Genomic DNA, 15,117 nt, shown 5'->3' on the forward strand with positions numbered 1-15,117 from the left:
GCACCGGACGATGCTTCGCATCGCCGAGGCGATCCGACCTCTCCCCGCAAGCGGGGAGAGGTGAAAGAAAGAGCCCGCGTCGATCAGTGCCCCGCGACCGGCTCCGCTACCGCATCATAGGTCGGCACGGCCTTGCCGCCGCCGCGATAGACGATCAACGCCGCGATGATGCCGAGGAAGGCTGCGAACATCAGCCAGGCACCCGGTGCGGCCTTATTGCCGGTATGCTCGATCAGCAGGGTCGAGGCGAACGGCGTGAAGGTGCCGAACAATGCGGCCGCGAGCGCAAAGGCCAGCGAGAAGCAGGTCGTGCGCACATGTGCCGGCACGATCTCGACCAGCGCACCGAGCATGGTGCCGCTGTACATGCCGAAATAGAACGAGAACATCATCTCGACCGCGAGCAGTTTGCCGAAGGTCGGCGCCGCCACCAGCCAGCTAAGCGCCGGATAGGCGGTGAGCAGCGACAACGTGGCGATGCCGAGCAGCACCGGCTTGCGGCCGATGCGGTCGGACAGCGCGCCGCCGACCGGATTCCAGATGAAGTTCGTGACAGCGACGAGCAGCGTGACCAGCAGCGCATCCTGCGTCGACAGCTTCAGCACGGTCTTGCCGAAGGTCGGCGTGTAGACGGTGACGAAGTAGAACGTCGTCGTAGTCAGGATCGCGATCATCATGCCGAGGATGACGATGCGCCAGTTGCCGAGCGCGGAGGCGAACACCTCGCTTGCGGTCGGATGCTTCTTCATGGCGAGGAAGGCCGGCGTTTCCTCGAGCGTCCGCCGCAGGAAGAAGATCAAGGGAATGATCAGGCAGCCGACGAAGAAGGGAATGCGCCAGCCCCAGGCGGCGACCGTCTCGGCCGGCATCACCTCGGAGAGGATGTAGCCGAGGATCGAGGCCACGAAGATCGCGACCTGCTGGCTCGACGATTGGAACGAGGTATAGAAGCCGCGATTGCCGGGCGTCGAGATCTCCGCGAGATAGACCGACACGCCACCGAGCTCGACGCCGGCGGAGAAGCCCTGCAGCAGGCGACCGATCAGGACGATCACAGGCGCGGCGATGCCGATCGTGGCGTAGCTCGGGCAGAACGCGATCACGACCGTGCCGATGGCCATGATGCCGAGCGTGACGATCAGGCCCTGACGGCGGCCGATGCGATCGATGTAAGCGCCCAGCACGATGGCACCGACGGGGCGCATTAACGCGCCGAGCCAGAACACGCCAAAGGTGTTGAGCAGCGATGCTGTCTCGTTGGTCGAGGGGAAGAACGCCTTACCGATCGCCGCAGCATAGAAGCCGAACAGGAAGAAGTCGAACTGTTCGAGGAAATTGCCGCTCGTTGCGCGCAGGATCGCGCCGACGCGCGACTTGATGGCGGGCGGATTGGTTGATGCTGCTGGTCCAGCCATTGACGTTTACTCCCCTGGAAGACGTGGCCAGACCGGAACTCATTTTCACGGCAAAGCGACAGATTGTTGGTGCGACAATCTGTCTAACCCCTCTCGCGCGGGGCCCTGTGAGTCAACCCATTTTGCTGCGGAAGCTGATGATTTTTCAGGCTTTATTCTGCGTTGCCGCGATCATCCATTGGCGGAACGCTGCAAGCTTCGGCGCTTCGCGGCGCCCCTCTGGCGAGACCAGGTAAAAGCCGGCATCGGCCGGCAGCGCGATCTTGAAGGGAACCACGAGCCGGCCCTTGGCGATGTCGTCCCGCACATAGGAGGTACGCCCCATCGCCACGCCCATGCCGTCGATCGCCGCCTGGACGGTCACGAAAGTCATGTCGAAGGTGACGCCGGGCTGTCGGGAAATGTCGGTCGGCAGGCCTGCCGCCGTCAGCCAGAGCCGCCAGTCCTCGGTGCTGTTGGTGTGAAGCAGCACGTGGTCCTTGAGATCCGCAGGCGTACGCAGAGGCTCGTCGCAGCGCAACAACGACGGGCTGCACACTGGAAATAGCTCGTCCGCCATCAGCCAGTCGGCGCGCAGGCCGGCCCACTGGCCTCTGCCATAGCGGATTGCGGCGTCGACATTGTCGCGCTGGAAGTCGACCAGGCTGGTCGAGGTGGTGATGCGGACGTCGATGCCGGGATGGGCCTCCTGGAAATCGGTCAGTCGCGGCAGCAGCCATTTTGCGGCCAGCGAGGCCAGCGTCGAAACCGTCAGCACCTTGTCGTCGTCCTTGCGCAGCAGCCGGTCAGTGGCAAGGCGAAGATCGTTGAAGGCGGCGCGGACGCCGGGGAGGTAGTCGCGCGCCTCCGGCGTCAGCGCCAGCGCGCGGTTCTGCCGGATGAACAGGCGGATGCCGAGCTCCTCCTCGAGCCGGCGGATCTGATGGCTGATCGCGGTCTGCGTCACGTTCAGCTCGCTCGCCGCCAGCGTGAAGCTGAGATGGCGCGCGGCGGCCTCAAAGGCTCGCAATCCGTTCAGGGAGGGCAATCTGGCAGTCATCTGGCAGCAGGATGCATGAGCTTAATTCATGCGAAGAGGTACAAATTGTCGTTTGTCGCAGTGCACTTAGAAACAGATATTAGCAGGCAAGTTAGCTCAAGGAGCTGAAAATGTCTACTTTGACCGACAATTCGATGACAAATCATCATGCACCGGGCCTGATCCAGCAGATCGGCGAGACTCTCCATGTCTGGCACGAGCGCTACCGGACCCGTCGCGAGCTGACCAACTGGACCGCCCGCGATCTCCACGACGTCGGCCTGTCCTGGACCGACATCGCCTACGAGGCCGACAAACCTTTCTGGCGGGCCTGATTGGCCGCCAGGCCGGCGTCGCCTGATCACAGGGGCGCCGGCGGTCCCTTTTTCTTGAGGCTCGTGTCATGAGCAGCTATCGCCTGGAAGATTTGAAGCAATATTCGGACACGCTGCGCACCCGTGAGGGTGAGGCGCTCTACGTTCGCTTCGTCGAGCCGCGCGACACCGAGGAGCTTCAGCACTATTTCCGATCGCTCACGACCCGGTCGCGCTACAACCGCTTCTTCGGCGCGCTCAGCGAGTTGCCGAAGGGGTTGTTGCACGAGTTTCTGCAGGTCGGCGAGCGCGAGCGCTTCACGGTGGTTGCGACCAAGATGGTCGATGGTTTCGAGACCATCGTCGCCGAGGCGCGCTACGCCTTCCATGCCGAGACCTCGACGCTGGAGTTCGGCCTTTCGGTCGACGACCGCTGGCAGGGGCATGGCATCGCCACCGCGCTTCTGAAGAACCTCGAATGCCGCGCCGCCGCGCTCGGCGCCGAGCACATCTTCGGCGACACGTTGCGCTCCAACCAGACGATGATTTCGCTCGCGCGCAAATCCGGCTTCGCCTTCGTCAATCATCCTGACGACTGGAAGCTGGTGCGTTTCGACAAGGAGGTCCACGTCGCGCCGAAGGACATTCCCTGCGCCAGCTGGCGTCTCGCAGCACTTTCCCGTCAGGCCGATAGCCCCTCAGCCTCGGCCTGACATCACTGAGGCCCGGCTCAGGTCAAATCTGAGCCGGGCATTTTTTTTGTCTCCGCTCGCCTCGCCCCTACTTCCCCGTGAACACAGCTTTCCTCTTCTCGATGAACGCCTGCACCGCCTCCTTGTGATCGGCGGTGGTGGTCAGGCGAATCAGGCGTTCGGCCTCGTGGTCGCGGGCGGTTTCGAAATCGAACAGCAGGGCCTCGTCGAGATTGTCCTTCATGTAGCGCAGCGCGATGCGCGGGCCTTCGGCGAGCGATTTTGCGAGGGCGAAGGCCTCAGCCTGCAATTTGTCGTCGGGCACCACGCGGTTGACAAGGCCGATGGCCTCCGCTCGCGTCGCATCGACGCGCTCGCCAGTGAACAGCAGCTCGCGTGCCCGCGCGGTACCGACGAGCCGGGTGAGCAGCCAGGCGATGCCGTAGTCTCCGCTGAGCGCGATGCGCGCATAGCCGGTGGCGACGAAGGCCGATTGTGCGGCGATGCGGATGTCGCAGGCCATGGCGAGGGCAAGGCCGGCGCCGACCGCAGGGCCGGGCAGCGCCGCGATGGTCGGCTTGCGCACCGACACCAGCGCGCCGGTGAGCAGCCGCTGCCGCTCCTGCAGATCGGCGACGCGGTCTTCCAGCGACATCTCCAGCTTTTTGGGATCACGATGCGCGCCCATGCCCTTGACGTTGCCACCGGCACAGAACGCCTCGCCGGCGCCGGTGATGAGCAGCGCGCCAACATCGGGATTCTCGCCGCAGCTCCGGATCATCGTGCGCAGCGCCGGCGTCAGCGTGTCCGACAGCGAGTTGCGCGCCTCCGGCCGGTTCAGCGTGATGACCGCGACGCGGTCGCGGATGACGCAGAGCAGTTCATTGGTGCCGGTGTCGATGGTGGTGATCATTGTCGCTCCCTACTCTTGTAGGGTGGGCAAAGCGGAAGCGTGCCCACCATTTGTTTCCTCGTCATCGATGGTGGGCACGGCGCGTTGCGCCTTTGCCCACCCTACGGCAGCTCAACTCAAAACTTTTCTACCCAGGGCCGCAGCTCGATCTCCCAGCTCCAGGCGCTGCGCGGCTGCTGCAGCACGCTCCAATAGCTCTCTGCGATCGCATCGGGATCGAGCATGGAATCCGGCTTGTCCTCTGCTTCCGTGCGCGCCGCGCTGCGGATGCCGCCGTCGATGACGAAATGCGCGACATGGATGCCTTGCGGTGACAATTCGCGCGCCATGCTCTGCGCCAGCCCGCGCAGCGCGAACTTGCCCATCGCGAATGGCGCCGACTGCGCATAGCCCTTGACGCTTGCGGACGCGCCGGTGAACAGGATCGCGCCATGCTTGTTCGGCACCATGCGCTTTGCCGCCTGCTGCGCCACCAGGAAGCCGCCATAGGCGCTGACCGCGATCGCATTCGCGACGTCGGCCGGCACGAGATCGACGAACGGGCCACGCGCGCGGCCGCTGGCGTTGTAAACCACGAGGTCCGGCGTGCCGATCTCGCGCTCGACCAGGCCGAACAGGCGCTCGACCTCCTCAGGCTCGGTGGCGTTGCAGGCATAGGCCTTGGCGCCGGTCTGGCTGCAGAGTGCGCCTAATTTCTCGATCTTGCGCGCGGCCAGCGCGACGCGAATGCCTTGCGCAGACAGCAGCCGCGCCAGCGAGGCGCTCAGGCCTTCGCCGGCGCCGACGATGAGGGTGATCTTGTATGTCGGATGTTCCATGGCGTGATCTCTCGGGGACGGGACGCCGCTGATCTATGCATCGCCCGAGCGGACGACCAGTCGGGTCGATTACAATTCCGCAGAGCGAATTGCTCCTTCACGGTGATCATGCCTCCCTGACAATTTGCGGCTTTATCGCCTCTCGCGATGGGAGCATGATCGACATCATCCCAAGCGGCAAGCGTTAAGAATGCCGCCGGGCGGAAACGAAGAGGACGATCATGCACAAGCCGGCCACAGCGCAGCCAGAACATGTCGCGGCCGCACCATCCGGCCTGCTGGCCCCTGATACTACGGGCATGAACCTCTATCGCGCCGATCAGGCGCTGACGGATCTCCTGCACATCCATCTGCCGGACACGCTATTCCGTCACATCGAGCCGCATCTCGACCGCCTCGGCGAACTGGCCGGCGGCCATCTCGACGAATGCGCGCGGCTTGCCGACCGGCACACGCCGGTGCTGCACCAGCGCGACAAGTTCGGCCGCGACGTGCAGTGGATCGAATATCACCCGGCCTATCGCGAGTTGGAGAACGCCGCGTTCGGTGAGTTCGGTATTCACGCGCTCTCGATCCGCAAGGGCATCATGGGCTGGCCGGACAAATATCCGGTGGTGGCAAAACACGCCTTCACCTTCCTGTTCAACCAGACCGAATTCGGCATGGGCTGCCCGATCAACGTTACCGACGGTTGCGCAAAGCTCTTGGCGAATTTCGGCAGCGACGCGCTGAAGGCAAAGTATCTGGACGGCCTGACCCAGACCGACATGAGCAAGCTGACCCAGGGCGGCCAGTTCATGACCGAGAAGGAGGGCGGATCCGACGTCGGCACGTTGACCACGCGCGCGGTGCAGGAGGGCGACCATTGGCGGCTCACTGGCGACAAATGGTTCTGCTCGAATGCCGATGCGAAAGTTGTGATGCTGCTGGCGCGCCCCGAGGGCGCCGGCCCCGGCACGCGCGGCGTCGGCCTGTTCCTGATGCCGCGCTTCCTCGACGACGGGTCGCAGAACCACTACCGGATCGTGCGTCTCAAGGACAAGCTCGGCACCCGCTCGATGGCCTCGGGCGAGATCAAGCTCGAAGGCGCGATTGCTTATGCCGTCGGCAAGCTCGACCGCGGCTTTGTGCAGATGGCCGAGATGGTGAACTCGTCGCGGCTCTCCAACGGCGTCAAATCCACCGCGCTGATGCGCCGCGCCTATCATGATGCGATGACGGTGGCGAAGAACCGCGTCGTGTTCGGTAACCGCATCATCGACCTGCCGCTCGGGCGACGGCAGATGCTAAAAATCATGCTGCCGGTCGAGCAGGCGCTGTCGATGAGCTTTCTCACCGCCGATGCGCTCGATCGTGCGGAAGCCGGCAGCCAGGATGCGGCGGCGCTGCTGCGCATTCTGACGCCGACCTTGAAATTCCGTGCCACGCGCGACGCGCGAAAAGTCTGTGGCGATGCGCTCGAGATGCGCGGCGGCATCGGCTATGTCGAGGAGTTTGCCACGCCGCGTCTGCTGCGCGATGCGCATCTCGGCTCCGTCTGGGAGGGCACCGGCAACATCGTCGCCATCGACGCGCTGAGGCGCGCCGTTGGCCGCCACGGCGCAGAATCCGCGCTATCAGCCGATCTGCATGCCCGCCTCGACGACAGCGCCTCGGTGCCGCAGGCCTGGCGCGACAATCTGCGCGGCCTCGTCGATCGCGCCGTCGGCTTTGCGCGCGAGGTCGCGAGCAAGGCCGAGAACGAAGCCGACGCGCGGCGCGCAACGAGCCTGCTCTATCATGTCGCCAGCGCCGTTGCGCTCGCCTGGGAAGCGCACCGTATCCATGACATGCGCGGCGATGCGCGCCGGCTGCTGCTGTCCCGGCTGGTGGTCGACCATCGCGTGGCGCCCAGCGATCCGTTCCGGCTGACGGAAAATGCTGTGCAGGCGAAGATCGCCGCACTGCTGCTCGGCGATCGCGTGGCCTCCATGAGCGAGGTTGGCGAACTGGTTCTGGCAGCGTAGGCTGCGCTCCACGCTCAAACCAAGAAAAGCGATAGGGAGTGCCCGATGAAGGCCGCCGTCCTCTATGAAGTCAACACGCCGCTGGTCGTCGAGGATGTCAGCCTGCCGAAGCCCGGCCCGCGCGAGGTCTTGATCCGCACGTCAGTCGCCGGGCTCTGCCATTCCGACCTGCACTTCATGGAAGGCCTCTACCCGCATCCACTGCCCGCGGTGCTCGGCCACGAGTCCGCCGGCATCGTCGAGCAGGTCGGCTCGGACGTCACCTACGTGAAGCCGGGTGATCATGTTGTCACCTGCCTCTCCGTGTTCTGCGGCACCTGTGACAATTGCACCACCGGCCGCACCGTGCTCTGCACCGACACAACGGTGAAGATGCTGCCGGGCGCTTCGAACCGGATGCAGTGGAATAGGCCGGAGAAGCTGAACCAGTTTCTCAATCTCTCGTCCTTTGCCGAGCAGATGCTGGTGCACGAGAACGCCATCGTCAAAATCCGCAACGAGATGCCGCTCGATCTCGCCGCGCTGATCGGTTGCGGCGTCATCACCGGCTACGGCGCGGTGGTGAACACGGCGAAAGTGACGGCGGGCGAGACCGTCGCGGTGATCGGCTGCGGCGGCGTCGGCATGGCCGCGATCAACGGCGCGCAGATCGCCGGCGCCGGCCGCATCATCGCCATCGACACCAATCCGGCCAAGCTCCAGCTCGCAACCAAGCTGGGCGCGACCGACATCATCAACCCCGCCGATGGCGACGTGGTGAAGCAGGTCCGCGATCTCACCAATGGCGGTGTGCATCATTCCTTCGAGGTGCTCGGCCGCAAGGAAACCGCGGAGCAGGCCTTTGGCATGCTCGCCTCCGGCGGCACCGCCACCATTGTGGGCATGATCCCGTTCGGCCAGAAGATCGAGCTGCACGGTTTTGACTTCCTGCGCGAGCGCCGGATCCAGGGCTCCTCGATGGGCTCGAACCATTTCCGCGTCGACATGCCGCGCCTGGTCGACTTCTACCTGCGCGGCCGCCTGCATTTGGAAGACTGGATCTCGGCCAAGCTGAAGCTGAACGAGATCAACGAGGGTTTCGCCAACATGAAAGCCGGCAAGACGCTGCGCAGCGTGATCGTGTTTGACAGCTGAGCCAAGCTATTTACTCCGTCATTGCGAGGAGCTCTTGCGACGAAGCAATCCAGACTGTGTCCGCCGGACGATCTCTGGATTGCTTCGCTTCGCTCGCAATGACGAAGCTTAATCGCCAAACATCTTCGGCCGCACGAACCCGCCGAACTCGCGCTCGATCAGCTCGGCCAGTTTCAGCGGCGTGCGGTCCTCAAGCCACGGGCCGACGATCTGAACGCCGACCGGCAGGCCATCCGGCGCGAACCCGGTCGGGATCGCGGTCGACGGCAGGCCGGGGAGCGTGGCGATGCCGGGCCAGGCGAGCTGGTCGGGATAAACGTGCTCCTTGCCGTCGATTGTGACGCGCCGTGTTTCCTGGTCAGGCGAATGGTCGTGCGGATAGGCCGCCGTCGGCATGATCGGGCAAATCACGGCGTCATATGTCTTGAACAGCTCGCGCCATTGCGCGCGCAGGCGTGTGCGCCCGCCGTTCGCCATCTGCCAGTCGCGGTGGCTGAGCGCGATGCCGCGCAGCCGTTCCGCGGCGAGACTGTTGTCGCCCTCGGGGAGCGCCGCTGCGGCTGCCTTTGCACCGGCATAGACGTCAGGTGCAAAACTTGCGGCGAGGAACGACATCAGCATGCGCATGTAGAGCCGTGACGAGGCCGCAAAATCGGGCAGTAGCGGACTGCTGCGTTCAATCTTGACGCCTGATTTGGCGAGGTTGTCGGCGAGGGTGTTGATAGTGCCGCGCACGGCGGTGTCGGTTGGCAGCACCGGATCGGTGTCGATCACCAGCACGCGAAAATCCCTGAACGCGGTGTGGCGCGCGGCGGGGAGCTCGAGCTTGTAGGCGATGCCGGCATCGATCGGATCTGGCCCGGCCATCACGTCGAGCACCAGCGAAAGATCGGCGGCGCTGCGCGCCATCGGGCCGATCACCGAGAGGTCGCGCTCGAAAGGCAAGGGCGGCAGCGGCGGCGGGGTATGCCCGCGCATGGCGACGAGGTCGAAGGTCGGCTTGTGCGCGTAGACGCCGCAATGGAACGCCGGCACGCGCAAGGAACCGCCGATATCCGAGCCGATCGACAGCGGGCCATAGCCCGCGGCGAGCGCCGCCGAGGAGCCGCCGGAGGAGCCGCCCGGCGTGCGGCCGAGATCGTAGGGGTTGTTGGTGGTGCCGTAGATATCGTTGTAGCTCTGCCAGTCGCCGAGCCCGAGCGGCACGTTGGTCTTGCCGAGAACGACGGTGCCGGCGTCCTTCACGCGCGTGACCGGCAACGAGTCTTCCTTGGCAATAAAGTCCTTCTGCGCGGGAATGCCCCAGGTCGTCGGCAGGCCGGCGATATTGTAGGATTCCTTCACTGTCATCGGCAGGCCAAGCAGCGGCTTGCGCTCGCCGCGGGCAAGGGCCGCGTCAGCTGCACGCGCCGCGTCGAGCGCGCGGTCGAAGTCCCTGGCGCAGATCGCGTTGACCTTGCCGTCGTGCCGTTCGATGCGGTCGATCGCGTCCTGCGTGAGCTCGACGGCGGAGACCTTCTTCGCCGTCAAAGCGGCCGACAGCTCGACCGCGCTCTTGAAACTCCATTCCGATTTGGCCACGACATGCTCCTGCGCTTCACTGGAGGGATGATGCGCAGTTTGGCGGAATGCCGCAACCGGCGTTTGATCGCGGTTGATCTGTCCAGAGTGCTACCCAGGCAACATTCGCTGCATCACGCGGTCGCGATAGATGAAGATATGCACGAGCGCGGCTGCGATGTGAATTCCGATGGCGATGAGCAGTGCCCATTCCATCGCCTGGTGGAGGCCGTCGATGGTGCGGCCGGCGGCTGCGTTGCCGGACGCGAGCATCGGCAGCGGCACGAGATAGAAGAATGAAACAGACCATCCGCGAAAGGACGCAAACAGCCAGCCCGAGATCGTTGTCGCCAGCACCAACGCGTATAGCAGCCAGTGTACGGCCTCCGAAGACAAGCGCTTCCAGGCGGGGAGAGAGCTCTCGGGCGCGACGGGATGGGTGAGACGCCAGAGCAGGCGGAGAGCCGTCAGCGCCAGGATTACCATTCCAATCGACAGGTGAAACGTCATGCCGGCGCCAGGGCTCATGCCCGGATGAATATCCGGCATGAACCAGCCGATCGGATATTGCACGGCGAGCAGGGCGACGATGATCCAGTGCAATAATTTGGCGGGAGTGCCGTATTGAAGGCGGATGGTCATGAGGATCCTGGCGTTGAGTGCCCGCGCCGGTCAGGGCTGGAAGCCGCGCGCTGCAGCATGGATGAACGGATTGACAGGCCCGCTGCTCATGCGCGTGTTGGCGTCCGGTTTCTGTCCCGGCACGGGGAAAGCGTAGCCGATGATTGTCTTGACCACGAACCGGTCAGACGCCGGCGTCAACCCGTAGCCGACACCGAAGTTCACATCGAACACGCCGGCCTTGAAATCGGTGACGGCAAACAGCGTGTGCTGCTGGTCGGGAAGCTTGCTGAAATTCCCGATCTCGCCGAAGTCGGCGTAATATTCGAAGCCGGCGAACACATCGTTGCCGAAGTTGCGTGCCAGCCGGGCGGCGGGCGCGAAAACGGCCTCGCCTTTGCTGCCGAAGCCGATATCGACGATCGGGTTGACGATGAACTCATATTGCGAATTGCGTACGCCGATGATCGGGCGGATCTCCAATCCCCATCGTGTCTGCGCGAATTTGGGCATCTCATAGCTCAGCTCGAAATTCACGCCATAGAAGAAATTCCGCTGCTCCGCATGCGGCGAGACGAACAGCGTGCGCAGCTTGAAGGCGTCAGACAGGAATTGCCGGTCCTGCACGGCGAACGGCAGATAGAGCCCGAGCTCCCACCAGTCGGTCATGCCATAGGCAAATTCCGGCGTGCCGTTGAGGCTGTGGTTGGACGGGAAGCCTCCAGGGAACGGCGGGTCCTTCTGTCCGAGCGCGACATAGTTGAGGTGCTGCTGGATCGTGAACTGGCCGACATTGGCAATCCCGGCGTTATAGACCTGGATCTCGTCGGTGGCGTGCGCGGCCTCGCTCGAGGCGATCAGGAGCAATGCGCATGTCAGGCTTGCGGCCGCGACGGTGGATGAACGCTGCCTTGCCATCGCCTAGGCCGCCCCGATCAATATCCCGACCGCCAGCACGATCGCGCCGCCGAGTACGATCTGGAACACCGCCTGAAGGAACGGCGTGTCCATGTAGCGCGCGCGGATGAAGGCGATCGCCCACAATTCGAAGAACACGACGATTCCGGCAATTGCGGTCGCGATCCAGAATGCGTTGGGCCATGCGTCCGGCACGAGATAGGGCATCGTATGGCCGAGCCCGCCGAGCGTCGTCATCGCGCCGCAGGTGACGCCGCGCAGCCATGGCGAGCCGCGCCCTGTGAGCGAGCCGTCGTCCGACAGCGCCTCGGCAAAGCCCATGCTGATGCCGGCGCCGATCGAGGCGGCGAGGCCGACCAGAAACGTCTGCCAATTGTGGTGGGTGGCAAAGGCGGCCGCGAACAGCGGCGCCAGTGTCGAGACCGAGCCGTCCATCAGGCCTGCGAGGCCGGGCTGGACGTATTGCAGGACGAACAGGCGGCGGTTGGTGCGGTCTTCCTCCGCGCGCACATCGGAGTTCAGAATCTGGTCCGTCAACTTTGCGGCGGTGTGCTCGTGGCCTTTCTCGGCTTCGGCGAGGTCACCGAGCAGGCGGCGCACCCCGACATCCTGCGCCTGTTCGGCAGCCTTCACATAGAAGCGCTCGGCCTGCATCTCCATGGTCTCGACCTCGCTGCGAATGGTGTCGAGCGGCAGGTTCTTGGTGAGCCAGACCGGGCGGCGGCGCAGGAAGCCTTTGACGTCCTCGCGACGGATGGGCGGCAGGTGCGGACCGAAGCGCTGCTCGTACATTTCCAGCAGCATGTGGCGATGTCCGCGCTCTTCCTCAGCCATCTGCTCGAACAGCTTTGCCGAATCCGGATAGCGCTCTTTGAGGTCTTCGGCGAAGCTCATATAGATGCGGCTGTCCTCCTCCTCGGAGGAGATCGCGACCGCAAGCACCTCGCGCTCGGTCAAATCGGCAAAATTCTTCACGGATCAACGCCTGTCTTGAGTTTAGAACAGTTCTAAACTGGTATAGGCTGCAATCCATTCAGGGTCAATTCACCCCGCGAAGTCCAAACCTCTTGGCTACGCACAAATGCATGGAACCGTGGTGCGACCGAGCGGTTCGGCTTGGCAGGGTGGGCGGGAGTGAATGATGAACAAGGTCAAGTTTCGGCTCAACGATCCGCGGCTGGCGCCGCGCCGCACCAAGCTCGAAATTCCCGGATGGGCCGGCAAGCGCGAGCCGCGCGCGAATGGTTCGGGTGAGCAGGTCTGGCATTGCGTGCCATTTTCCGAAGGCGCGCAATACGGCATCGAACTGTTCTACCCCTATGATTTCGAGCTTCACGTCACGACGAGGGACGGCCGCCTGATTCTGGAGGCGGATTGGGGTGAGCCGCCGGAAGGCGGAGCGGAATGGCCGCCGTTTCGCAAATTTGGTGATGCATTCTACACCTATCAGATCCTGCTCGATCTCAAGGTCGACAAAGGCATGGCGATCCGCACGGAGCCGCATCCGCGGTTCTATACCGATCGCACCGACACGGTGCCGATCGCGGTCCCTGCGCTGATCCGCAACTGGTGGCCGATGATGTTCTTCTGTGTGTTCAAGGCGCCGGCCGAGGGGCGAACCCATATTTTCCGGCCGAACGAGCCCTTCGCGCAAATCATCGTTATTCCCGAGGAGGCCAACTTCGAGCTTGAGCCGATGGAGGAGGAGGAAGCGGCGGAGCGCGAGCTTCAGGCCCGCCGGATCTACAACAGCCGCCCCAAACTGGCAGCCGGCACCGAGTGGACGTCGTCATCGGATACGGTGTTTGACGGCACTTACCGGCACCTGCACCGTGCAGCGAAGGAGAAGGCGCGCAACGAATAGGGCGGATACCGCGTCTGCATCTCCGCCTCCGTTGTGCGCGGGGATTGCAGTAGGTGATTCTGCCGATTTTTCCCGATCGTCATGATCGCAAAAACGGGCAGGACCTGAAGGTCCTGCCCGTTTCACTGCCGGGATGTCGGCGACGTCAATAGTCGCGGCGATAGAAACTGTGATGGTGGTGATGGTGATGATGGTGGTGATAGTACCGCCGATACCGCGGCACCACCACGACCGGCGCCTCGTCATAGTAGCGATAGCGGCGATAGAAGCTGTGATGGTGGTGATGATGGTGGTGATGGTGGTAAAATTGAGCGAGCTGAACGTTGTCGGCCGCTTTCGCCGGGGCCGCTTCGTCGATGGCCTGGAGCAGGGCGCCGGCGTTCGGAATCGGCTCCAGCAGGTCGGCGTATGAGTTCGCTTGCAGGACGTCACTCGGTGCAGGCGTGGTTTGGGGCGTGGCTTGGGCTGAGCCGAACGTGCCGAGCGCGGCCACCGCTCCCAACAGTCCAGCGATCTTCTTGTCCATCGTCGTTCTCCATGGTCGCCGGACGCAGCTCCGGTATCCCGTAACGCCATATATTGCCGGGTGTTCCCTGAATTGCGGATGAACGCCCTATGGCGGCACCATGGCGCTGCTTCAGGAGGTGCGGTCCGCGGCAGTGCGGTGCAGAAATTGCAGCAACAGGCGGCTCACTTCGGCCGGCTGCTCCTGCTGCACCCAATGGCCGGCGCCATCGACGAGATGGCAACCGAGCATGTTCGTGCATGCGCTCGTCTGCATCGCCTCGAACACGCCGGGGCGTTGATAAGTGCCCCAGTCCTGCCTGCTCGAGATGAAGCAGGAGGGCACGTCGATGCTGCGGCCCGCAAACAACTGCATTTCGTTGTTGAGCATGCCTGATGTGCCGTAGCGATACCATTGCAGACCGCCCTGGAATCCGGTGCGGCCATATTCGGCGCTGTAATAGGCGAGGTCGCTGTCCGGCAGCCATCGATTGGCGGCGATCGCGGCCGGCGAGGGCATCTCCTTTGCGACTGTCTCGGCCATGGTCTCACCGAGGTCCATCACGTAATAGGTCGGCAGCCTTGCGAGCTCGCCCGCCGACCACGATTTCAGCGGATAAGGGTCGTTGTCGATCCAGTCCGCGCTCTTGTGATGATAATAGGCGCGCAGGAAATCATGCACGCCTTGCGGCGCGTGCTGCATGTCGGCGTTGGCCGCACGCGTCGCATAGTACCATTGATAGTGGATGCGCGGGCGCGGCAGCGCGGCAAGGTCGCGATGCACGGGATCTTCGACCGGCGGCTTCGCGGGACTATCGACCGTGTTGAAGGGCAACGGCGGCGCTCCGCCGAACGGCGCGCTCATCAACGTCACCGAACGAAACACGTCGGGCCGGATCAGCGCGCACCAGGCCGCGACCGGGCTGCCGAAATCATGTCCGGCGAGATCGACCTGCTTGTAGCCGAACGCCGACACCAGGGCGAGCGCATCGCGCGCGAGGTTGAGAAGAGAGAACGGGGTGAGATCGCCGTCGTAATCAGCGGTCCAGCCGGTGGTGCGGCCATAGCCGCGCTGATCGGGTGCGAGCACGTGATAGCCGGCCGAGCCGAGCGCCGGCATCACCTTGCGCCAGGAGAACGCGAGCTCGGGAAACCCGTGCAGCAGCAGGATGCAGGGACGGCCCTTGGTCTCGAAGCCCGCCTCGAGCACATGCATGCGCAGGCCGTTGATGCCGTCGATGGTCCGCGAGCGGATGCCGGCGGGCAGGGGGATGTCGGGGAGTGTTGTCATTGCTTTCTCCACCCGGGTGGAATCGTAGGGTGGGCAAAGGCGCGCGCTT

At 64.0% G+C, this 15,117-nt stretch carries 15 protein-coding genes; 5 read left to right on the forward strand and 10 right to left on the reverse strand.

The annotated features are described in order from the left end of the window. Nucleotides 1-83: 83 nt before the first annotated feature. Nucleotides 84-1,415: an MFS transporter gene (locus ACP2YP_RS04205; RefSeq protein WP_426422483.1), complete on the reverse strand. Its 1,332-nt coding sequence runs from the start codon at nt 1,413-1,415 to the stop codon at nt 84-86. Between the two features lie 145 nt (nt 1,416-1,560). Then, entirely contained in the window at nt 1,561-2,454 is an 894-nt protein-coding gene (locus ACP2YP_RS04210; RefSeq protein WP_426422484.1) for a transcriptional regulator GcvA, read from the reverse strand. 110 nt (nt 2,455-2,564) lie between these two features. On the opposite strand from ACP2YP_RS04210, the gene ACP2YP_RS04215 reads away from it, so the two are divergent. After that, nucleotides 2,565-2,768: a DUF1127 domain-containing protein gene (locus ACP2YP_RS04215; protein WP_061881079.1), complete on the forward strand. Its 204-nt coding sequence runs from the start codon at nt 2,565-2,567 to the stop codon at nt 2,766-2,768. A gap of 68 nt (nt 2,769-2,836) precedes the next feature. After that, nucleotides 2,837-3,460: an N-acetyltransferase family protein gene (locus ACP2YP_RS04220; protein WP_426422486.1), complete on the forward strand. Its 624-nt coding sequence runs from the start codon at nt 2,837-2,839 to the stop codon at nt 3,458-3,460. Nucleotides 3,461-3,527: 67 nt separating this feature from the next. Here ACP2YP_RS04220 and ACP2YP_RS04225 read toward each other — a convergent pair whose 3' ends face one another. Both ACP2YP_RS04225 and ACP2YP_RS04230 read right to left on the reverse strand, forming a co-directional pair. Further along, nucleotides 3,528-4,352 carry an enoyl-CoA hydratase gene (locus ACP2YP_RS04225; protein ID WP_426422487.1) on the reverse strand — a complete coding sequence of 275 codons (825 nt, stop codon included), beginning with the start codon at nt 4,350-4,352 and terminating at the stop codon, nt 3,528-3,530. A 116-nt stretch (nt 4,353-4,468) separates the two neighbouring features. After that, a complete protein-coding gene (locus ACP2YP_RS04230) occupies nt 4,469-5,170 on the reverse strand; it encodes an SDR family NAD(P)-dependent oxidoreductase (protein ID WP_426422488.1) in 702 nt (233 codons plus the stop codon). A gap of 221 nt (nt 5,171-5,391) precedes the next feature. On the opposite strand from ACP2YP_RS04230, the gene ACP2YP_RS04235 reads away from it, so the two are divergent. Both ACP2YP_RS04235 and ACP2YP_RS04240 read left to right on the forward strand, forming a co-directional pair. Further along, nucleotides 5,392-7,176, forward strand: a complete 1,785-nt coding sequence (locus ACP2YP_RS04235; RefSeq protein WP_426422489.1) for an acyl-CoA dehydrogenase family protein — start codon at nt 5,392-5,394, stop codon at nt 7,174-7,176. A gap of 45 nt (nt 7,177-7,221) precedes the next feature. Further along, a complete protein-coding gene (locus tag ACP2YP_RS04240) occupies nt 7,222-8,310 on the forward strand; it encodes a Zn-dependent alcohol dehydrogenase (RefSeq protein WP_426422490.1) in 1,089 nt (362 codons plus the stop codon). Nucleotides 8,311-8,418: 108 nt separating this feature from the next. On the opposite strand, the gene ACP2YP_RS04245 is transcribed toward ACP2YP_RS04240, so the two are convergent. From ACP2YP_RS04245 to mbfA, 4 genes are all read right to left on the reverse strand, one after another. Then, entirely contained in the window at nt 8,419-9,891 is a 1,473-nt protein-coding gene (locus tag ACP2YP_RS04245) for an amidase (RefSeq protein WP_426422491.1), read from the reverse strand. 90 nt (nt 9,892-9,981) lie between these two features. Then, on the reverse strand, nt 9,982-10,512 hold the full coding sequence (locus ACP2YP_RS04250; RefSeq protein WP_426422493.1) for a cytochrome b: 531 nt from the start codon (nt 10,510-10,512) through the stop codon (nt 9,982-9,984). A gap of 30 nt (nt 10,513-10,542) precedes the next feature. Continuing rightward, nucleotides 10,543-11,409, reverse strand: coding sequence for a hypothetical protein (locus ACP2YP_RS04255; protein WP_426422495.1), 867 nt, complete (start codon nt 11,407-11,409; stop codon nt 10,543-10,545). Nucleotides 11,410-11,412: 3 nt separating this feature from the next. Beyond that, entirely contained in the window at nt 11,413-12,384 is a 972-nt protein-coding gene (gene mbfA, locus ACP2YP_RS04260) for an iron exporter MbfA (RefSeq protein ID WP_426422497.1), read from the reverse strand. Nucleotides 12,385-12,550: 166 nt separating this feature from the next. Between mbfA and ACP2YP_RS04265 the strand changes: the two genes are divergently transcribed. Further along, nucleotides 12,551-13,273 carry a hypothetical protein gene (locus tag ACP2YP_RS04265; protein ID WP_426422498.1) on the forward strand — a complete coding sequence of 241 codons (723 nt, stop codon included), beginning with the start codon at nt 12,551-12,553 and terminating at the stop codon, nt 13,271-13,273. A gap of 145 nt (nt 13,274-13,418) precedes the next feature. Here the strand turns inward: ACP2YP_RS04265 and ACP2YP_RS04270 are convergent, their stop codons facing one another. Beyond that, entirely contained in the window at nt 13,419-13,799 is a 381-nt protein-coding gene (locus tag ACP2YP_RS04270) for a hypothetical protein (RefSeq protein WP_426422500.1), read from the reverse strand. A 111-nt stretch (nt 13,800-13,910) separates the two neighbouring features. Next, nucleotides 13,911-15,068 (reverse strand): alpha/beta hydrolase, encoded by a 1,158-nt coding sequence (locus tag ACP2YP_RS04275; protein ID WP_426422502.1) that lies wholly within the window; start codon nt 15,066-15,068, stop codon nt 13,911-13,913. Nucleotides 15,069-15,117: the final 49 nt, after the last annotated feature.

The organism is Bradyrhizobium genosp. A (genome assembly GCF_049949275.1).
Classification (GTDB): Bacteria; Pseudomonadota; Alphaproteobacteria; order Rhizobiales; family Xanthobacteraceae; genus Bradyrhizobium.